Here is a 20,701-nt window from a genome sequence, read left to right on the forward strand (position 1 = left end):
GCTTATTCTATTCGATATTGCGCGATCATGGCGGTGCGAACCCTTCAGTCGAGAAACGGCAGGACGACGAGGGTGCCCGGGTCGAGGTTATGGCGGATGCACACATCCTGTGCCAGCGTGAAATACCGTTCCGCTTCGTCCATATCGTCATGTTCGAGGCTCAGCGTCGCCAAACCATCATAACACGGAAAGAGCAATTGCGGCTCGTCAATTTCCTGTGCAACTTCAAGAGCTTCTTCGTAATACTTACGAGCTAGCTTCGGCTGCCCATGGCATTGGTGAATCTGGCCGAGCACGATCAGCGGCACCGACAGGTGATCGCGCTGATCGAGCCCCCGGTCGATTTCGACCGCCTTTTCCGCCGCCGGCACGCCTTCGGCCGCACAGCGATCGGTGAAGGTACAGCAGGATACTGCGAGATTGGCGAGAAGGCGCGCCTGGAAGCCGAGATCGCCGATACGGGTTGCGACCTCCAGCCCACGGCGGCAGACCGTGATGGCGTTGGCCGGATCGACGATCGTGTAGAGTACGCCGAGATTGGAATAGGCGCGGCAGGCGGCACTTTGCAGATCGGCTTTTTCGGCGACCGAGAGGCTGCGCTCCACTTCCTGCACGGCGTCGCGCCGGCGTCCGAGCCGCGCGAGCGCTACACCCTTGGTGTTCAACGCCTCCGCCATCGCCCGGGCTGCCTCGCGGCCGGCCTCGGTCGTTCCATCGATCGGCAGCGTTTGCAGGCATTGCAGCGCCTGGGTCGCCCACTCGGCGGCGGCGGCCTGATCCCCCATGCGAAAGGCGAGATGACCGCGCTCTTGCAGGAGGTGGGCATGTTCGACCGGTGCATCGATCGTCGCGATCATCGCTTCCGCCGCGGCACAATGCGTCTCCGCCTGGTCGCGGCGCCCCGCATCGAGATGCAGGCGGCCGATCTTTCGCATTATCCTTGCTGCGGAGATCGGGTCGTCATTGGCGCGGTGGATCGAAAGCGCTTGCTGATAATGGGTCAAGGCATCGTCGCGGCGACCGGCAGGGCCGCAGAGATCGGCAAGGCGCTCCAGCAGCGCCAATTGCTCCGGCGCAACCTCAGGCTCATCTGCGAAGGCCGCGAGAGCTTGATGATAGAGCCGCATTGCATCGTCATTGGCATATGTCTTGCGCGCTTCATCGCCTGCTGCCATCAGATAGGCGGCGCCCTTGGTCTTGTCCGTGGTCAGGCTGAAGTGATGGCCGAGTTGCGCCAGCTGCTCGGGACGCTCGGGAGCCAGGCCATATTGGCGTTCCAGAACCCGCCCGATCCTGCCATGGAGCTCCATGCGGCGTTGCAGCAGCAGGTTCTGGTAGATGACGTCGTGCATCAGCGTCTGGCTGAAGCGATAGCCGGGCGACCCGCCCGCATCGGGGCCGCGCAATTCCTCGACGATATTGGCATCGCAGAGATAGTCCAGTGCGGCATCGATGGCGGCCGGATCGGTGGCGATGTCGCGGAGCAGGGCGGTATCAAATTTCGGGCCGACCACCGCCGCCTCCTGCGCCAACCGCCTGATCTCCTGCGGCAGACGGTCAACGCGGGCAAGCAACAAGGCTTGCAGGTTCACCGGGATGGCGACATCCGTGTCGTCGGCCGCAACATGCCAGCGCTGACCGTCATGATGCAGCGTGCCCATGTCGATCAGTCCACGCAGGATTTCTTCGATGAAAAGCGGATTGCCACCGGCGCGGTCGAGGATGCGTTTGCGCATTGCGACCGGCAGCTTGCCATGCGCCTCGCCAAAAAAGGCGGCAAGCAGCCTCTGCCCATCGGCCGCAGCGAGTGGGCCAAGGCGCTGCACGGTGACGTTGACGCGATTGGAGTTCAGCGGGTCGGTCTGCGAGGTCGGCCGGTAGATCACAAGCAGCATCAGCCGGCTGCGTTCCAGCCGGTCCATCATGAAGCGAAGCACTTCCAGCGAAGCCGTGTCTGCCCAATGCAGGTCCTCGATCACGAGCAGGAGAGGGCCTTGCGCCAGCCGCCGCTCGAACACGGTGCGGATCGCGTAGAAGATCTGCCGTCGCAACTGCTCCGGCTCGATGTGCCGCAACGCCCCATCGGGATCACCGAGGCCGAGCACATGCTGAAAAAGCGGCTGCAGCCCGTCAACATCGTCCTGCGTCAGATCGAGTGCGCGAAACCCCGTTGTCAACAGCTGTCGCGTCCTGTCGCGATCGTCGCGCTCGCCGATGCCGTAGGCGCTTCGCACGACCGCGGCGAGGGTGCCGTAGGATTGTTCGCCCAGGGGAGAGCAGGTGGCTTTGCGAATGGCAAGGCCAGGGAAACGGGTCGTATCCGCGGCGATCCCGACGAATTCGGTGGCCAGACGCGATTTCCCGATGCCCGCTTCGCCGATCAGGCGGACGAGCTGAGCAGAACCGTCACAGGCGAGATCGAGGCAGGTCAGCAGCCGTGACAATTCTGCATCCCGTCCGACCATCGGCGCCTGAAGTCCGAAACTTTCGAGCCCGCGCGCAGTATGCGGCGTTTCCAGCAGGCCGGTCAGCCGATGGACGAGAACGTTTCCGCTCTTGCCGCGCAAGGTCTGCGCGCCGAGACTGTCGAAGGCGAAGGCATGGCGGGTGAGGCGGTAGGTCAGCGGACCGACGAGAATATCGTTTTCGCCGGCCATGGATTGCAGCCGTTGGGCGGTGTTCACCGTGTCGCCGGTCACGGAATAGGATTTGGCGCCAACCGCGCCGAAGCCGCCGGTAACGACAGGGCCGCTGTTGATGCCGATATGCAGGCGCAGCGGCACGCCGGCGCGCGACTGCCAGCGCGTGTCGACTGCGGCGGCCCGATTGATCATGTCGAGTGCGGCGCCAAGGGCCCGCACCGGATCGTCCTCATGGGCAACCGGCGCGCCGAACAGCGCCAGAAGGGCGTCGCCGACGAACTTGTCGACGAAGCCGCCGTAGGCTTCCACCGCCCGGGTCATCTCTTCGAACAATTCGTTCTGCAGCACCCGCATGGTTTCGGGGTCGATCTGCTCGCTCAGCGTGGTGAAGCCGCAGAGATCGGCAAAGAGCACCGTCACCGGCCGCCGGTCGGCGTCGCTGTCGGATTTCGCCGGCACCAGCCCAACAGCCGGCTTCGGAGTAGGCGGGGCATTACCTGAGATCGATGCACCGCATTTGGGGCAGAAGGCAAAATCTGGCTGGCAGGCATAGCCGCAAGTGCCGCAGGAGAGGGGTTGCCTTGCGCCGCATCGCGGACAGAAAGCAAAACCGCTCTGTATCTCGAAACCGCAGCCGGCGCAGTCCATCGCTGGCATCTCACCAACCCGGTGCGCGACGGTTATCTCAACCGCAACCAACGGGCCTCACACAGAAGACCAGCATGAACCTGTTGCCCCGTGCCCGCAAGCATCAAACAGGCGTTCAGCGATGATCGCCGTTGAACACCTGCTCTCTTGAGAGCCGCGTCGAAGGTAACGGCGTCACCTCGTCCCTGCCAGAAACTGGCGGAAGCGCTCCGATTTCGGCTCCGGTTCGGAAGGCGGCTCTGAGGCACTGGAGAGTTACCTCAATACGAAGCTCGTCACCGAGGCGGCTTGAGCAAGCTATCGGCTTGCCTTTGCCGCTCCCTTGCCCTGCATCCGGCAAAATTCGATCAACTGATCCGAGGTCATGGGTCGTGCCAGAGCGTAACCCTGGAGCAAATGGCAACCGAGATCTTTCAGGATCTTCGCGTGCTCCATTGTCTCCACGCCCTCGGCAACGATGTCGATGTTCTGCGACCGGCCGATTTCGATGATGGAGGAGACCAGCCGGCGTTGCGAGGGAGAGGCGATGATCGGCTTGATGATTTCTCGATCGATCTTAAGTCTGCGCGGCTCAAATCGAAGCAAGCTGACGATACTGGCATGTTCCGTGCCGAAATCGTCGATCTCGATTTCAATGCCGAGCGCTTTGATTGCCGGAATGACTTCCTTGAGGGCAGGCTGAAGCTCGTCGAAGGAGATCGTCTCGAGCAGCTCGAAACATAGACGATCCTTCGCTGCGGGAAGCGCGGACAGCTCGGCGAGCAGATTTGCCTGCGCCAGCCGGCGCGCTGAAATATTGACGGAGACCCGTGGAATTTGCATTCCCAACCCGTCCCATCGCGTCAGCTCGAACAGCGCCTTTTGCAGGATCAGCCTGTCCATGTCGCCACTGCGCCCCAGTTTTTCCGCGGCATCCAGAAACGCGTTCGGGCCGAGCAGACCTTTTCGCGGATGATCCCAGCGGGCAAGCGCCTCGACACCTGCGATATCAAGCGTGTTCGCATTGAACTGTGGTTGGAAGAATGCGACGAGTTCATCGCGTTCGAGCGCTTGATTGAAGTCATCCGCCAGTTCTTTTGCATGGATTGCCGCGCTGCGAAGCTCCTCGGTGAAAACGGCCGCGCGGCCGCGGCCGGCTTTCTTCGCCTCATACAGTGCCAAATCGGCATTCAGAAGCAGCTGACTGAGATCCCGGTCGCGGGCACTTTCAGTTTCCCAGGCGACGCCGACGCTTGCGCCGACCACATAACCGGCTCCATCGATAAAGATGGTCTGCTGCAGCGCGTCGACGATCTGTCTGGCCAATTCGGTTGCTTTAGGCTCGGGAGTGGTGCTCCAACTGGCGAAGACGAACTCGTCTCCGCCGATGCGGGCCGCAACATCATTCGGGCCTGTCAAATCGGCAAGCCGCGAAGCCGTTGTCTGCAGGACCATGTCACCGCCGGCATGCCCCTTCGTGTCGTTGATCTCTTTAAAGCGGTCAAGATCGATATGGATGAGGATCAGACGGTCATGCGGATCGGGCCTCGGCGGCTGCGAGATCATCTGGTCGACAAATCGCCGATTGGGTAGTCCGGTGAGGGCGTCATGCAGTGACAGGTGCTCCAGCCTCTGTCGTGCTCGGACGAGCTTGTTCTTGTGAAGGCGAAGTTTTTCGATGGTCTTCTGGCGGGATTTGGTGAGAAAGCCGACCCAGACGATCGGCGCCACGACGCACAAAGCCAACAGGCTGGCATAGAGCTCAAAAGTGCCGATGCCATTATTCTGGCCCCATCCATGCCTGGGAAGCGCGGCGAGGGACCATCGACCGTAAGTCATATCGATGGAGGCGACGACCGGTTTCTTCGCAAAGGTTTCCAGGCTTCCAAGAAAGACCTGTTTGGGCGAATTCGGCTCCGGCGTCGTGCTGATCGCAATCTCGAGGTCGGTCGAACTGAGACCGCTATCCCCATATAGCCTCGGAATATCGATGATTCCGGAAAGCAGACCCCAAAAGATCTGGCTGTTGCCATCGTCGATATAAATCGGGCACCTGACAACGAAAGCCGTTCCGCCTTGGACAAGCTCCACCGGGCCTGTCAGGACGATATTGTGTGTGTTGCGCGCCAGCATCGCGGCAGCCCGTTGCTTCTCATTTTTTCGGTAGTCGAGCCCGATGGCCTTTTCGTTTTCTTTTTCCGGATAAACCCACTGGACCACCATGTCGGGCGCTGCGGCAAAGCTTCGCAATTGAGATTCAGGCCGCAGAATCTGCGCGGCAAGTTTGGAAAATCTGTTCTGGCCCATCGCCGGATCGACCGCGATGCCCGCCGCCAAACCTTGCAACAGCTTCACATTGCTGTTGAGGTTAGTCTGAAGTCGAGATGACAGCGTCGCAAGCTCGCCGGCAACAACCGAGCGTTCCTCGGCCAGCGACCGCTCAAGCCGCCAGTTCGTTGCCACCCAGACGACAATGGCCGCGATAATGGCCGCAAATAGCGCCGGAGCGAATGCACTCGCATGGCTCATCAGGGAGCCCGCGAAGGCGCGAATTGTCTTTGTATTTCGTCGAAACTTCATCCGGTCGCCAGTTTGAATGACAGACTTGCATCCTTGCACAGTTTCTTTAAGGCAACGCTAAACCGCCGATGTGGTTGCAGGAAAGACAATCCGTTGGGGATTTGATCAGTCCGGCGTGCATCGGCGCGTACTCAGAGCAAGCACATGCGCCGCCGACACCTTCGTCATCCGGCCGTTGACGACCTTCGACAAAACCTCGATCCGCTGCAGATCACGCTCGCTCATCGAAATCAGTCCCATCCGCTTGTCTCCCACGTCATCAAACGCGGGGAGAGTGACATTCCAACTTTGCAGAAACAGGACACTCTAACTTTGCGGGTGACTTCTAATGTAAATGCAACAGGAGCTTAAAGACTGACGCCTGTCACGCCATGTCGTTGGCGGTCACCGCCCAGTAGCCTTCGGCATCGGGGAATTCCTGATCGTGCCAGTAGTTGCGTTTGATCTCTCGGGAGATGGTCGCACGGTCCCGGCCGAGGCGTCTGGCGATCTCAGACTGGCTAAACTTCTGATCCAACATCCTGGAAATCGATCGGCGTTCGTCAAAACTCAAATGCGAAAAGGTATGGCTCAAACCATGGCTCCCGAAAAGCAGGTAGCTTAGCGCTTTTGTTGCAGTTCGAGATAGCATGTGCCCCGCTACAAACAATGTCAAAGCTGATTAGATGCGCAACGCTGTCAGCCATTTAGAAATGCGACACTCGGCATGTCCACTTGCGCTGAGGCAAGCCCCCGACCGGACCGGCTGGGCCGGGTTGCAAGGGAAGGGAGGGGGCGGGTGAGGAGCACCCCTTCGGCTTTAGCTTTGAGACTATGAGTGCCCGATTTATTCCGCTGCCTCCAGCCGTGCCAGCGCCTTCTGCCTTTTTGCGATGACCTCCGGATCATTCATGAAGTCCGTCCGCCGGCCAGGCTTGCGGCCACGCTTCTGATAACCATTGCCCTGGCTGCCATCGGGAATACCGAACATATGATCCGTCTGGCCGGTGCGGCGAGGGCCGCTCTTGCTGCGTTGCTGTTCCCGCCCAGCCTGCAGCTCGGCGACGATGGAAAGCATGTCGTCGAGACGCTTGTTCTCGACAACCTCTGCCCGGTGGACCGACCGCAATGTATCGAAGGTTCTGTAGGGCAGGGTGAAGCTCTCGTGCATGATCTCGAGGCGGCCGTCCGGGTAGTCGCAGACAACGACCTTCTTACCCGCCAATGGCCTGGAAATCTCGGTCGGATCGAGAATGAACAAGACCTTGTCGTAACGGAGCGTCAGCGACTGCGACAGTGTGCGGACTTCCTTCCGGCACATGGCGCCATCGAGATTCTCATGGTCGGCCAGCGGTCGGTGCATGTCCTTCGGATTGCGCGGTTGCTTGCCGAACCGCGAATTGAAATCCGCAATGAACTCAGGCGCATAGGCATTGGCAGCTTCGATCGTATCGATGCCGCGAAGCCGCATCTCCTTGACCAGCCGATCCTGCAATGTCTGGTTGGCGCGTTCCACACGGCCCTTGGCTTGCGGAGTGTTGGCACAGATAATGTCGATGTTCAGCTCATAAAGCGCACGACCAAACTGCGTCAGGCCGCTCGTCCGGTCCTTCTCCGACGCATGGGTCGAACGAAAAACACCATGCTTGTCGCTATAGAAAGCCAGCGGTTTGCCCCATTGCTGCAGATAGGCTTTCGTCGCATGCAGATAATCGAACGTGTTCTCCGATCCGGCAAAGCGAAGATGTAACAGCTTGCCAGTGGCGTCATCGATATAGACGAGCAGGGCGCATTTGGGGCCGCGGTTCTCGAACCACCAGTGATGCGAACCATCGATCTGCACCAGTTCGCCAAAGCAGTCGCGCCGGCCGCGTGGCTGGAAAACCCGCTTCTTGCGCTCGCGACGCGAGATCCAGATGCCGGCCTCGGTCATCCATTGCCGCAGCGTCTCCTTGGCGACCGAAATATGATGCAGTTCGATCAGCTTCTCGCGAGCCAGCGTCGGACCGAAATCCAGATAGCGCTCCCGGATGAGATCCAGCGCCGCATTGCGAAACTCCTCGCTGTGGCGCCGGTTGCTCGGTTGTGATCGCTTCTTGGAAACAAGGCCGGCTGGACCATTCCGGTCATAAGCCTGCAGCAGCCGATGGACCTGACTTCGACTGAGGTCGAGCAGTTCGGCAGCCTGGACAACGCTCAGGCGTTCGTCACGGATCTTCTGGATGACTTCGAGGCGATGCAACTCTTTCTGCGACATGGTGATCATAAAGGACATGACGACTCCGACCGCTCATGGTCTCGACCAGGCTGAAGATCGTCATCCTTGCTCCCAACATTGGCTTTGACCAGTGCGTCGAGAGGCGAGACTGTCGCATCTCTAACTGGCCCAACTGTCGCATTACTAAATAGCCCCTACAAACAAAGATCACATAAGATAGATTATGGAACGCAAACTTTCATGCTACGCCAAAGGCTTGCACCGCTCCGCCCTTGCGCTGCCCAGATCCGGCTCAGCTCCGATCCCGTTTCGGATCCAGCGAGACATTCAGGCCAACCTTCACTCTGTCCATCGCTACAAAACTGCGGAACCGCTTGACGTTCTTGTTGGCAAAGAACAGACGCCGGGTCATGGCTTCGTATTCTCCCATGGTTCGGACGACGACGAGAAGAATGAAATCCACCTCGCCGGTCACGTAGTAGCACTGCTGGACTTCAGGAGCCTCGGCGAAGGATTTCTTCGTCTCGTCATGCGTGGCGCCAAACTCGCTGTGCATTTCGACTTCGACAACGACCGTGATCTCGTGGCGCACATGGGAAGGCTCGATCATCGCGACGTTGGCGGCGATCGTACCCGTCTCCTCCATCCGCTTGATCCGGCGCTGCACAGCCGGCGCCGACAGACCGATGACCTCGGCGATCGAGCGCTGAGGTGTCTTGTTGTCCCGCTGGAGGATCTCGAGAATGGCGAGGTCGAAACGGTCCAGCTCCACCATTTTCGCTGAAATCCTGTCGATCATACATCGATCCTTTTGAGAGGAGCACCGGCGGCAAAGCGAGGAAAAGCGCTCCATTCCGGCGGCAAGATGAGCGAATGTTGCAAAATCGGTATCAAAATACAGCGCTTCTTTCAGCCTGAATGAAGTAATTATCACGTCACAGGCCTTTTCGAAAGGAAGTCCGCATGTTCCTCCTGAACAAACACGCCGACTACGGCAAACCCATCGATGCAGCCGACGCCGAGGTTTTAGGAGTTGAAGCCGCCAAGACCGTCGAACGTTTCCTCCATCATCGCCAGGGCCACAAGCCAACTCCCTTGCTTCAGCTCGCGAAACTTGCGCGTGAGATCGGGGTCGGTTCGATCCTGGTAAAGGATGAGGGCCATCGCCTCGGCCTCGGCAGCTTCAAGGCGCTCGGCGGTTCCTATGCCGTGATCCGGCTCGTTCTCGAGGAAGCTTCGAAGCGCCTTGGCCGCGAAGTGGACGTGGGAGAACTGCAGAATGAGGATGTGAAAGTCATCGCCTCGAAAATGACAGTCGCCTGCGCCACGGACGGCAACCACGGGCGCGCGGTCGCCATGGGCGCGCAGCTCGTCGGAGCCAAATGCTCGATCTTCGTTCATTCAGGCGTCAGCAAGGAGCGCATCGACGCAATTGCCCGCTATGGCGCGGATATTATCCGGGTCGACGGCAATTATGATGACTCCGTTCACGAGGCGGCGCGCGTTGCCGAGGAGAAGCACTGGATGACGGTCTCCGACACGTCGTGGCCCGGCTATGAACGCATCCCAGGCTTCGTGATGCAGGGTTACACCGCGCTGTTGACCGAGGCGCTCCGCCAGATGCCGCAGCCGCCGACCCATGTGTTCCTGCAGGCGGGCGTCGGCGGCATCGCCGCCGCGGTTGCGGGCCACTTCTCCGTCCTGTTTGGCGACAAGCGCCCCTTCTTCGTGGTCGTCGATCCCTCTCGCGCAGCCTGCATCGTTCAGACAGCGCTCGCCGGACAGCCGGTGAAAGTCGATCGTGGAGAGGCCACCGTAATGGCGATGCTGGAGTGCTATGAGCCATCGCTGGTGGCATGGCGGATCCTGGCGCATGCTGCGGATGCATTCATGACGATCGACGACCCCGACGCGATCGAAGCGATGAAACTGCTTGCCAACCCCGGCGGGTCCGACCCGGCGGTCGTTGCCGGCGAAAGCGGCGGCGTCGGTCTCGCGGCCCTTCTGAAAATTGCTGCCGACACTGAACTGCGGACAAAGATCGGCCTTGACGCGCAATCTCGCGTCTTCCTCATCAACACCGAGGGCGCGACCGATCCCGTCCTATACGAGAAGTTTGTCGGCGCAACACCGGCAGACATAACAGCGAAAAACGTCGGCCAAAGCGGACGTAAGGAAATGGTGGCGTGATGAGCGAGATTTCCATCAACTCCGAACGGCTGCTCGGCCGGATCGTTGAACTAGGCGACATCGGTCGTGACGACGATGGCCGGCTGATCCGTCTTGCGGCCTCGGATACGGAGAAGCTCGGACGTGACAAGTTCGTCTCGTTGATCGAGCAGGCCGGGTTGGAAGTCGCCGTCGACCGCATCGGCAACATATTCGGAATCTGGAAGCCCGCAGCTGTATCCAACCTGGCACCGCTGATGCTCGGATCGCATATCGATACCGTGATCAACGCGGGCATCTATGACGGATGTTATGGAGTTCTGTCTGGTCTTGAGGTTATCGAGACGCTCGTCGCAAAGGGTTTTCAGCCGTCGCGCCCGATCGTGGTCGCCGCCTTCACCAACGAGGAAGGAGTGCGCTACGCCCCGGACATGATGGGATCGCTCGTCTATGCGGGCGGCCTCGATGTCGACACCGCACTTGCAACTGTGGGAACAGATGGCACGAAACTTGGCGAGGAGCTGCGGCGCATCGGCTACGATGGAGAACATCAGCCAGGCTTCATCCGGCCGCATGCCTATCTCGAGCTGCATATCGAACAGGGTCCGGTTCTCGAACGCGAAGGCATCCAGATCGGCGCCGTGGAAAACCTGCAAGGCATCTCCTGGCAGAGGGTGACCATCAGCGGCGACGCCAACCATGCGGGAACGACACCCATCTCGATGCGCCGCGACGCCGGACATGCCGCCGCGCTGGTCATTACTTTTCTGCGCGAACGCGCAGTGAATGCGAACACGCCGACAGTGGCAACGGTTGGCTGCATGACCTTCGAGCCGAACGCGATCAACGTCATCCCTTCCCGCGCCACCTTCACGGTGGATCTTCGCGATCCGGACGAGGATCGGCTGAGGCAAGAGGAGGCTGCCCTCGAAGCCCACCTTGCGCAGGTAGCGAAAGAGGAAGGCGTGTCCTTCGAGGTCGAGCGCCTCGCCCGCTTCCAGCCGGTGGCGTTCGACGGCAAGATCGTCGAACTGATCGAGAAAGCCGCGGCCAGACGCGGACACACGGTCCGCCGCATGACCTCGGGTGCGGGCCATGACGCGCAAATGATGGCTCGGATCGCTCCCGCCGCGATGATTTTCGTGCCGAGCCTTGGCGGCATCAGCCATAGTCCCAAGGAAAAGACCCCGGACGAGGATCTGGTCGCCGGAGCGAACATGCTTCTCGACGTTGTCAAGCAGATTGCGGGCGGAGGAATTTGAAATGGCGATCGATATCGATGCCCTGAAGAACGAAATGACGGCGTGGCGGCGCGACCTGCATGCCCACCCGGAGTTCGGATTCGAGGAGAAGCGCACCTCAGCCTTCGTCGCGGCCAAGCTGCGTGAGTTCGGCCTCGACGAGGTGGCGGAGGGTGTCGGAGGAACCGGTGTCGTCGGCACGCTCAAGCGCGGATCCGGCGACCGCTCGATCGCGCTGCGCGCTGACATGGACGCACTTCGAATTCCCGAAGAGGGAAACGTTCCCTACAAATCATCGAACCCGGGCGTCATGCACGCCTGCGGCCACGACGGGCACACCACCATGCTGCTCGGCGCCGCCAAGCTGCTCGCAGAGGAAGGTGGTTTCGACGGAACCGTCCGTTTCATTTTTCAGCCGGCGGAGGAATGGGGACGCGGCGCGCTTGCCATGCTCGCGGACGGATTGACGGAGCGCTATCCGTTCGAGGAGATCTACGGCATTCACAACATGCCCGGCCTCCCCGTCGGCACATTCGAAACCCGGCCGGGCGCGATCATGTCGGCCGAAGACAATTTCGAGATCGTGCTGCGCGGCGTCGGCGGTCACGCTGCGCGCCCCCACTGGGGCAACGAGGTTCTCGTAGCCGCCTGCGCCCTTGTGACCAACCTGCAGACGATTGTCTCACGCCGCCTCAGTCCTACGGATACTTCCGTGGTTTCCGTCACCGAACTCATCACCGACGGAACTCGAAATGCCCTGCCGGGAGAGGCGCGGATTCTGGGCGATGCACGAAGCTTCCGTTCGGAGGTCAGCGCCGAAATCGAGAAGCAGATGCGAATCATCGCGCAAGGAACTGCGCTCGCCTATAATGTCTCGGCCGAGGTGAGCTACAGCAGGGAATTCGTTCCGCTCCTCAACGATCCCGATCTGGTCGAGGAGACTTTCGCCGCCGCTCACGCCATTCTTCCGGAGAAAAACGTTCGCATGGCACGGGAGCCGATGACGGGAAGCGAGGACTTCGCACACTTTCTGGAGTATGCGCCCGGCGTGTTCGTGTTCCTCGGGAACGGAGACTCGCCACCGCTGCACAATCCTCGCTATGACTTCTGCGACGACGGCCTGATCCACGGGACGAATTTTCACACCGCTATCGTCCGCCGCCGGCTTCCCCTGCCCTGATTTCGGCAGGCGCGTGAAATCCCACAGCCTTTGATGACGACCAGGTCTACAACCGCAGCGCCTCGTCTCGATCCGAGGCACGCCGGATCGTTCACCATCGTCTGGCCTGCGAGACATGACCAGCAAATGCGCCCAGCAATACGCCGAACGGCAAGTTTCTGATCGCCCTCGCCACGACGAAGGCTGCGCCGGTGGCGATGGCGAGTTTCAGCCACGGATAGTCGCCGAGCTGGACATGAGCATTCGCATCGAGGGAAGTAGCCTTGGCTTTCAGCGCCGCTTCCGCATCGGCTCGCAGCAGGGCGATGCGGGCGTGGAGCAGCTTCAGTTCCCGCTGCAGGTGGTGCAGACTTTGGTCGGCCTTGTCACGTGCGGATTCGTCGGCCGCATCGGCAAAAGGCAGTTCGCCTTCGGCGACCAGTTCATCGGGATCAGGCGGCAGAAAGCCGTCGCGGTTGATGGATGATTGCATCGATATGTGTCCTCGAATAGGTGAGTGCCGCGTGGCCCGGCATTGCCGCCGGCCTCGCTGCTCATCAATGGTCGCGCCGGAAACTCTGGCTCTGCTGCGATCCGCCTTGCGTCTGCGACTGCCGGTCCGAACCGTTCGATGATGCGGAACTGCCGGTGAATCTGTAAGCACGAACTGTTGCGCTTCCACGCGCGGTGTCGCGCATTGCGACTGGCGCCGCCTCGTCGTCGGAAGCCGGCCCTTCGAATGCGCTTTCGGATACGGCCAAGTCGTCTGCGGCCTTGCCGCCGCGGGCCGAGCCGGCAAAACCGGTATTCGACCCGCCTTGACGTCCGCTTTCCGACAGCCAGAGATCTGCCCGTTCGTCGATGTCGATATTGCCCTCGTCGTCCAGGATATCATGAACGGTTTCGTAGAGTGCGTCATCGATATCATTGACCTGAACCAGGAAGCCGCCTCGCCGCAGTCCCTCTGCGTACATCGCACGATCCTCGTCCGGGAAGAAGAAGTCGGCCAGCGCGTCGAAGAAGCCGCTGCGGTCGTCGCTCATGACGCCGGCATTCTTTCCATCCGCCTCATATCCCGGCATCAATCTTATTCTCGCGACGGGGACGCCGGCGTCCTCGAGACGGGAAATCGCGGATTCGGCCTGCGACTGGCTGTCGAAAAATGCGGTAAGGCTGCCACCGCCCATGGGGCCTGAAAAGCCCCGGTTGGTTTCGTCGTGAATGTTGCTCACGGAACTCTCCTCTCGATGTCACGTTCCAGCCGCCGACCCGACGCCTGGTTTCCTGACTTGGAGAACCGGCAGCCGAGATGAATGTTCCACGGCTATGGCGACGGCTCGGCGGGGCTTCACCGGCAGTCCTATAGCGTTGCCGCTCACCGTTTCGGATGCACCGCGCCGTGATTTGCACCGGCTGTTGCATCCCTCAGCGGTTGACGGCAAACCATCGAGACGCTAGCACGGCTTTCGACGCATTGGGGACATTTCATATGGACATCTTCACGGCAGCCGGTCTGACGGCTTTGCTGCAGGTCATCGCTATCGACCTTGTTCTCGCTGGCGACAATGCCGTGGTTATCGGTCTTGCCGCTGCCGGTCTCGAGGCCACGCAACGGCGCAAGGCGATCATCGTCGGCATTCTGGCCGCGACTGTTCTGCGAATTGTCTTTGCCAGCGTTGCGGTCTATCTGCTGGCGATCGTCGGCCTGCTGCTGGCCGGCGGCCTGCTGCTGCTCTGGGTTTGCTGGAAGATGTGGCGCGAGCTTCGCAATGGCCAAAGCGAAGAGCACATGGCCGAAAGCGGCGAAGGTGCACCGAAAAAGACCTTCTTCCAGGCGGCGACCCAGATCGTCATCGCCGACGTCTCGATGTCACTCGACAACGTGCTCGCCGTGGCGGGAGCTGCGCGCGAACATCCGAGCGTGCTGGTGCTCGGCCTCGGTCTGTCGATCGCGCTCATGGGCATCGCCGCCAATCTGATCGCCCGGCTGCTCGGCCATCATCGCTGGATCGCCTATATCGGTCTGCTGATTATCCTCTACGTTTCGCTCGATATGATCTATCGTGGCGCCGTCGAGGTTCTGCCTTATATGCAGTGAACCTGCTTCAGGGTCGGGGTTCGCCCGACCAGCTGCGTCCTTTCAGACACAGTGCAGACGCTGCAGCGCTTGGATTTATGCGCTGACCTCAATCTCGAAGCTCATCTGGTCAAACGCAGGCACCACATGCTCGGGCGTCTCAGCCATCACCGCGTCGTAATCGAGCGGCGTATGCATATGGGTGAGAATCGCCCGTTTCGGCTTGAGCCGGCCGATCCAGTCGAGCGACTGTTCCAGCGACAGATGGCTCGGATGATAGGTGTATTGCAGGGCGTCGATGATCAGAACGTCGAGATTCTGCAGCTTCTCCACGGTCTGCGGCGGAAAATCGCTGATATCACTGCAATAAGCCACGTCGCCGATGCGGAAGCCGAGTGATTGGATATCGCCATGCTGCTGGATATGCGGGTAAAAGTCGATCTTGCCGCCGGGGCCGCGGATTTCGACGGCCTCGTCGACATTTTCGATGACAACAGGCAGCACGATCGGCGGGTAATTGCTGCCGGGCGGCGTCTCCAGGCAATAGCGGAAGGCTTCGCGCAGCCTGTCCATCGTATATTGATCGGCAAAGATCGGCACCCGACGGCGCGTATTGTGGAAATAGCCGCGCAGATCGTCGATGCCGTGGATGTGATCGGCATGCGGATGGCTATAGAGTACGGCATCGACATGGTCGGCCCCTGCCCTGATCATCTGCTCACGAAAATCCGGCCCGGTATCGACGACGACAGTCGTGACGCCGTCGGGGCCGAATTGCTGCACCATGAACGAGGCGCGCGTGCGCCGGTTTTTTGGATTATCGGGATTGCAGGCGCCCCAGTCGCCGGTAATGCGCGGCACGCCCGGTGACGACGAACAGCCGAGAATGGTGAAACGCCGCCGATAGAGCACGCCGCTAGATCCTCGGCATTTTCGAGAACAGGCGCAAAGCGTTCTCCGTCGTGATCCGGGCGGCCTCCGCATAGGAAAGTCCGATCGTCTCGGCGAGAACTTCGGCCGTATTGACGACATAGGACGGCTCATTGCGCTTGCCGCGCCAGCGCTTCGGCGCCAGATAGGGCGCGTCCGTTTCCACCAGCAGCCGCTCATGCGGGATCGTCTTGGCAATCTCGCGCAGCTCTTCCGATTTGGGGAAAGTCAGGATACCCGAGAAGGAAACATAGCCGCCGAGCGCCACGCCGGTCCTTGCCAGTTCCGGGCCCGCCGAGAAGCAGTGCAGGATGAAGGGGAAGGCTCCCTTCCCGGTTTCCTCGGTCAGGATGGAAGCCATATCTTCATCGGCGCTGCGGCTATGGATGACGAGCGGAAGCTGCGTTTCCCGAGCAGCCGCAATATGCCGGCGAAAGCCGGTCTGCTGGTCCTCGGGCTTCTGCGTGTCGTAGAAATAGTCGAGCCCCGCCTCGCCGATCGCCACCACCTTTTGATGGGCGTTCGCCAGGCGCACGAGGTCTTCCGTCTGGATGTCCAGCTCGTCGCCGGCATTATTCGGGTGCGTGCCGACGGAGCAGAATACTGAAGGATATTTTTCGGTAATGGCGAGCAGCCCGTCGAGCTTGCGCACGCGCGTCGAGATCGTCACCATCTGCTTGACGCCGGCCTGATGCGCACGCGTGACAATCTCGTCGCGCTCTGCCTCGAAGTCGGCGAAATCGAGATGGCAATGGGTATCGATCAGCACGGCCTCAGGCCTCCAGAGCCACGTAACGCGGGAAGACCGGCGTCGGTGCCTCGAGCGGCGTTCCGGCAACAAGGCGGCCGGCCTCGCCGAGGGCGGCAAAATCGCGCTTGTCGGCAGGCGCAGCCACGAGGTCGAGCAGCTTCCCCGACGATTCCGGCATGAACGGCTGCAGCAAGATGGCGATCTGGCGCACGACTTCGGCGGTGACGTAAAGCACCGTGCCCATGCGCTCCGGATCGGTCTTCTTCAGCGCCCACGGCGCCTGGCCGGCGAAATAGCGGTCGGTCTCGGAAACGACTGCAATGATCGAGGCAAGCGCCCGGTGGATCTGCTGCTTGCCCATATCCTCGCGCGTCGACGCGTGCAGCGCGTCGGCCTGCGCCAGCATCGACTTGTCCTCGTCGGTGAGCGGCCCGCATTCCGGGATTTTCCCGTCACAGTTCTTGACGATCATCGACAGCGAGCGGCTGGCAAGGTTGCCGATGCCGTTGGCAAGGTCGGAATTGATGCGCGTGCCGATCGCCTCTTCGCTGTAGCTGCCGTCCTGGCCGAAGGAAACTTCGCGCAGGAAGAAGTAGCGCACCTGATCGAGACCGAAATGGTTCACCAGATTGACGGGATCGACGACGTTGCCGAGCGACTTCGACATCTTCTCGCCCTTGTTGAGCAGGAAGCCGTGGGCAAACACCCGCTTCGGCAGCGGCAGCTTCGCCGACATCAGGAAGGCCGGCCAATAGACGGCATGGAAGCGGATGATGTCCTTGCCGATGATGTGCACATCCGCCGGCCAGTATTTCGCCCGCGGGCCGTTCCTGTCCTCGATATAGCCTGTCGCAGTGAGGTAGTTGGTCAGCGCGTCGACCCAGACATACATGACGTGGGACGGATCGTTCGGCACTTTGATGCCCCAGTCGAAGGTCGTGCGCGAGACCGAGAGATCCTTGAGACCGGACTTGACGAAGGAAACTACCTCGTTGCGGCGCTCGGCTGGACCGATGAAGTCGGGATTCTCTTCGTAGTGCTTCAGCAGCTTCTCCTGGTATTCGGAGAGCTTGAAGAAATAGCTTGCCTCTTCCACCCACTCGACGGGCGTGCCCTGCGGGCCGTAGCGCACGCCGTCGGCGCGCAGCTCCGTCTCGTTTTCCTGGTAATAGGCCTCGTCGCGCACCGAATACCAGCCGGCATAGCTGTCCTTGTAGATGTCGCCATTATCGGCCATCAGTTTCCAGATGTTCCTCGACGTCTCGTGATGACGCTCCTGCGTGGTGCGGATGAAGTCGTCATTCGAAGCGTTGAGCAGCTTCGCCATCGCCTCGAATTCGCCGGAGTTGCGGTCGGCGAGCGCCTGCGCGGTAATCCCCTCGGCGCGCGCCGTCTGCTGCATCTTCTGGCCGTGTTCGTCGGTGCCCGTCAGGAAGAAAACATCCCTGCCGTCCAGGCGCTGGTAGCGCGCCATCGCATCCGTCGCGATCAGCTCATAGGCATGGCCGATATGCGGCTTGCCGTTCGGATAGGAAATCGCGGTGGTGATGTAAAAGGGTGTTTTGTCTGTCATAGCTGCCAATGTCCGGCTTACTCTATAAAAATGGTCAGCCGCTCTTAGCGCATGTCACCGTCTAGCGAAACATCAAGTTTTCGCGCCGTCGATGATTTCCGGGACACGGGGTCGTGAACTTGACTCCGCTTCGCACGCAATTTACCGGTCGTCAGAAAGAGGGCGGGACAGAACAAAGTGCCAGTTTTCATGTACCGGGATAGTCGTGGCCGCGCGCCGTCGGAGGCGCTTGCTTGACATTCGAGCCGCTCTATTCGCTTTCCGGCCTATTCGTCGGCGCGCTTGTCGGCATCACCGGCGTTGGTGGCGGCTCGCTGATGACGCCCCTGCTGGTGCTGCTGTTCGGCGTCCATCCCGCAACGGCCGTCGGCACCGATCTCCTTTATGCGGCGATTACCAAAACCGCGGGAACTGCCGTTCACGGCATGCATGGACGGGTCAACTGGAAGATCGTCGGCAGTCTCGCCGCCGGCAGCGTGCCGGCCGCCCTGCTGATGCTCTGGCTTCTGGCCGGCGTCGATCGCAAAAGCATCGGCGTGACCAACACCATCACGGTCGCGCTCGGCTGGCTGCTTGTCATGACCGCGATCATGCTGGTCTTCCGCGGTTCCATACTGGAATTGGCGCGCCGCGCCATCGGCCATCGCGCACCGCCGCGGCCGACAACCATTCTGATCCTCACAGTCCTTCTCGGATTCTGCCTCGGGGTCTTGGTCACGCTGACCTCGGTCGGCGCCGGCGCGCTAGGCGTGACGATCCTGCTCCTCCTCTATCCCAGGCTGGATGTGCGTGAAATCGTCGGTTCCGACATCGTCCACGCGGTGCCGCTAACCCTGATCGGCGGCACCGGCTACTGGCTGATCGGCGAGATCGACTGGGCAATGCTGCTTGCCCTGCTTGTCGGCTCGATCCCCGGCATCGTCATCGGAAGCCTTCTGGCGCCGAGGCTGCATGAACGCACGATCCGCATCGTCCTGGCAGCGACCCTGGCCGTTGTCGCATGGAAGCTGCTGGCTGGCTGACCGGTCGCCGCTACCGACCCGGCTGCATGATATCCGCGAGAATGCTGATGATCGTCTGTTTGCGATCGAGATTATAGGCATTGGAAACGGCAAGCCGCTCGGTGATGTCGGAATAGAGCCGCGCCAGTCGCTCGGCGGCGGCGATTTCGCCCTCGCCCGCTGCCGCACGCGCACGGTTCATGATGTCGTCACCGACATGGCTGACGAAGAAATCGAAGATGGTGTCGCTTTCCTTTCCCGACAGCGCATCGGCCAGCCGGTGCATCGCCTTGCGGGCCGCCGGCCCTTCGGCGGAAAGCACCTCGTCATAGGCCGCGATGATTTCTCCGCCGCCATAGTTCAGGAGTTTCAGCGCCTCGCCGACGCTGCCCTTGGCCGCCGCAAGCACCGCCCCGCGCTCGCCCGCTATGCCGAGATGGGCAAGCGCCGCGACGAGCGCATCGTCTGAAAGCGGTGACAGTTTCAGCGGCAGGCAGCGCGAGCGGATCGTCGGCAGCAGCCGACCCGGCGCATGCGAGAGCACCAGAAACAGCGCCCGCTTCGGCGGTTCCTCGAGAATCTTCAGAATGGCGTTGGCCGCATTGCGGTTCATGTCGTCGGCCGGGTCGATAATGACGATCCGCCAGTTGCCGGTGCCTGACGTCTGCGAGAAGAACTTCCCGGCGCGGCGCACCTCGTCGACGGTTATCGCCGATTTCACCTTGCCGGTCTTTTCGTCCACCGGCCGGGCAAGATGCAGGAGATTGTGCGAGGCGCCGGAGACGATCTGCCGGCTGACGGCAGAGTCAGGATCCGGATCGCCAATCGTCTCCGGCACCGTCGCCGGATCGGGATGCGAAAGCACATGGTTGGCGAAGCGGAAGGCGAGCGTCGCCTTGCCGATGCCCTGCGGTCCTTCGATCAGGATGGCGTGATGGCCCTTGCCGGATCGGTAGGACTGCGCGAGGAAGGCTTCGGCCTCCTCATGCCCAAATAATCTGGTGTTCGCCGCGGGCCAGATGGCGCCGTCGAGCAGTCCCGGCCTGTCCTCACTCATGATGGGCGGCTTCCGGCATGCGGGAGCGGTCTGCGGGCGACATGAGTTGGCTGACGATCGCCAGGATCTCGGCGGCGATCGCCTCTTCCGTCTGCATGGCGTTGACCACGTGGCAGCGCTCCGGCTCCCGCGCGGCGATATCGAGAAAGGCTTCGCGCCGTTTCTCGTGGGTTTCGAGCCGCTCCTTCTCGAAGCGGTCGGGCGCTTCGGCTGCGCTGCGCTTCTGCGCCCGCTCCAGGCCGACCTTTGCGGGAATGTCGAGGATCAAGGTGCAATCCGGCACGACGCCATTGATGGCGACGCGCTGCAGTGTCTCGATGAAATCGGGTTCGAGATTGCCGGTGATCCCCTGATAGACGCGGGAGGAATCCATGAAGCGGTCGCAGAGCACGATCTTGCCGGCGGCAAGCGCCGGCCGGATCACCTCTTCGACATGGTCGTTGCGCGCAGCGGCAAAAAGGATCGCTTCCATCCGCGTGCCGAAGGCCTCGGCAGCTCCTGACAAGAGCACGTGGCGCACCGCCTCGGCGCCGGGCGACCCGCCCGGTTCCCGCGTCACCAGCACCTCCTGACCTTCGCCTTTCAGCGCCTCGGCGAGGCGGCGGATCTGCGTGGATTTGCCCGCGCCTTCCCCGCCTTCAAACGTAACGAACAATCCCGTACCGGATGACAATGACAGCTTCCCGCATTCCGGGCG

17 protein-coding genes and 1 pseudogene are annotated in these 20,701 nt (G+C 61.2%); 5 read left to right on the plus strand and 13 right to left on the minus strand.

Annotation, left to right across the window (positions count from 1 at the left end; genetic code table 11):
- Positions 1-44 precede the first annotated feature (44 nt).
- From J2J99_RS11215 to J2J99_RS11235, 6 genes and pseudogenes are all read right to left on the minus strand, one after another.
- Positions 45-3,290: an adenylate/guanylate cyclase domain-containing protein gene (locus J2J99_RS11215; protein ID WP_168296996.1), complete on the minus strand. Its 3,246-nt coding sequence runs from the start codon at positions 3,288-3,290 to the stop codon at positions 45-47.
- Between the two features lie 297 nt (positions 3,291-3,587).
- Positions 3,588-5,849 carry a bifunctional diguanylate cyclase/phosphodiesterase gene (locus tag J2J99_RS11220; protein WP_168296867.1) on the minus strand — a complete coding sequence of 754 codons (2,262 nt, stop codon included), beginning with the start codon at positions 5,847-5,849 and terminating at the stop codon, positions 3,588-3,590.
- Positions 5,850-5,954: 105 nt separating this feature from the next.
- Positions 5,955-6,089: a hypothetical protein gene (locus J2J99_RS34480; protein WP_259664544.1), complete on the minus strand. Its 135-nt coding sequence runs from the start codon at positions 6,087-6,089 to the stop codon at positions 5,955-5,957.
- 127 nt (positions 6,090-6,216) lie between these two features.
- Positions 6,217-6,423 (minus strand): annotated as a pseudogene (locus J2J99_RS34700) (helix-turn-helix domain-containing protein); the annotation flags it as partial.
- Between the two features lie 252 nt (positions 6,424-6,675).
- Positions 6,676-8,103, minus strand: a complete 1,428-nt coding sequence (locus J2J99_RS11230) for an ISNCY family transposase (RefSeq protein ID WP_168312671.1) — start codon at positions 8,101-8,103, stop codon at positions 6,676-6,678.
- A 235-nt stretch (positions 8,104-8,338) separates the two neighbouring features.
- Entirely contained in the window at positions 8,339-8,845 is a 507-nt protein-coding gene (locus tag J2J99_RS11235; RefSeq protein ID WP_168297136.1) for an Lrp/AsnC family transcriptional regulator, read from the minus strand.
- A gap of 164 nt (positions 8,846-9,009) precedes the next feature.
- On the opposite strand from J2J99_RS11235, the gene J2J99_RS11240 reads away from it, so the two are divergent.
- The 3 genes from J2J99_RS11240 to J2J99_RS11250 are packed head-to-tail and all read left to right on the plus strand — an operon-like array spanning position 9,010 to position 12,636.
- The gene (locus J2J99_RS11240) at positions 9,010-10,236 is read left to right on the plus strand and encodes a diaminopropionate ammonia-lyase (RefSeq protein WP_168297135.1); all 1,227 of its coding nucleotides are present in this window, start codon (positions 9,010-9,012) and stop codon (positions 10,234-10,236) included.
- Positions 10,236-11,477, plus strand: a complete 1,242-nt coding sequence (locus J2J99_RS11245) for a Zn-dependent hydrolase (protein ID WP_168297134.1) — start codon at positions 10,236-10,238, stop codon at positions 11,475-11,477. The genes J2J99_RS11240 and J2J99_RS11245 overlap by 1 nt, the downstream gene beginning before the upstream one ends.
- Before the next feature lies 1 nt (position 11,478).
- A complete protein-coding gene (locus tag J2J99_RS11250; protein ID WP_168297133.1) occupies positions 11,479-12,636 on the plus strand; it encodes a M20 aminoacylase family protein in 1,158 nt (385 codons plus the stop codon).
- Positions 12,637-12,727: 91 nt separating this feature from the next.
- Here J2J99_RS11250 and J2J99_RS11255 read toward each other — a convergent pair whose 3' ends face one another.
- Both J2J99_RS11255 and J2J99_RS11260 read right to left on the minus strand, forming a co-directional pair.
- Positions 12,728-13,108 carry a hypothetical protein gene (locus J2J99_RS11255; RefSeq protein WP_168297132.1) on the minus strand — a complete coding sequence of 127 codons (381 nt, stop codon included), beginning with the start codon at positions 13,106-13,108 and terminating at the stop codon, positions 12,728-12,730.
- Positions 13,109-13,172: 64 nt separating this feature from the next.
- A complete protein-coding gene (locus J2J99_RS11260) occupies positions 13,173-13,802 on the minus strand; it encodes a hypothetical protein (protein ID WP_205918863.1) in 630 nt (209 codons plus the stop codon).
- A 302-nt stretch (positions 13,803-14,104) separates the two neighbouring features.
- Between J2J99_RS11260 and J2J99_RS11265 the strand changes: the two genes are divergently transcribed.
- Positions 14,105-14,713, plus strand: a complete 609-nt coding sequence (locus tag J2J99_RS11265) for a TerC family protein (protein WP_168297130.1) — start codon at positions 14,105-14,107, stop codon at positions 14,711-14,713.
- A gap of 75 nt (positions 14,714-14,788) precedes the next feature.
- Here the strand turns inward: J2J99_RS11265 and J2J99_RS11270 are convergent, their stop codons facing one another.
- From J2J99_RS11270 to metG, 3 genes are read right to left on the minus strand one after another with little or no spacing between them, the layout of a single operon-like run.
- A complete protein-coding gene (locus J2J99_RS11270) occupies positions 14,789-15,604 on the minus strand; it encodes an MBL fold metallo-hydrolase (protein WP_168297129.1) in 816 nt (271 codons plus the stop codon).
- A 4-nt stretch (positions 15,605-15,608) separates the two neighbouring features.
- Positions 15,609-16,391 carry a TatD family hydrolase gene (locus J2J99_RS11275; protein ID WP_168297128.1) on the minus strand — a complete coding sequence of 261 codons (783 nt, stop codon included), beginning with the start codon at positions 16,389-16,391 and terminating at the stop codon, positions 15,609-15,611.
- Between the two features lie 4 nt (positions 16,392-16,395).
- A complete protein-coding gene (metG, locus tag J2J99_RS11280) occupies positions 16,396-17,946 on the minus strand; it encodes a methionine--tRNA ligase (protein WP_168297127.1) in 1,551 nt (516 codons plus the stop codon).
- Positions 17,947-18,179: 233 nt separating this feature from the next.
- Here metG and J2J99_RS11285 point away from each other — a divergent pair, with 233 nt between their 5' ends.
- Entirely contained in the window at positions 18,180-18,968 is a 789-nt protein-coding gene (locus J2J99_RS11285) for a sulfite exporter TauE/SafE family protein (RefSeq protein ID WP_168297126.1), read from the plus strand.
- Positions 18,969-18,978: 10 nt separating this feature from the next.
- Here the strand turns inward: J2J99_RS11285 and J2J99_RS11290 are convergent, their stop codons facing one another.
- Positions 18,979-20,004 (minus strand): DNA polymerase III subunit delta', encoded by a 1,026-nt coding sequence (locus J2J99_RS11290; protein WP_168297125.1) that lies wholly within the window; start codon positions 20,002-20,004, stop codon positions 18,979-18,981.
- A complete protein-coding gene (gene tmk, locus J2J99_RS11295; RefSeq protein ID WP_168297124.1) occupies positions 19,997-20,677 on the minus strand; it encodes a dTMP kinase in 681 nt (226 codons plus the stop codon). Before tmk ends, J2J99_RS11290 begins: the two co-directional genes overlap by 8 nt.
- Positions 20,678-20,701: the final 24 nt, after the last annotated feature.

Origin of the sequence: Rhizobium binae (genome assembly GCF_017357225.1) — a bacterium.
Lineage (GTDB): Bacteria > Pseudomonadota > Alphaproteobacteria > Rhizobiales > Rhizobiaceae > Rhizobium > Rhizobium binae.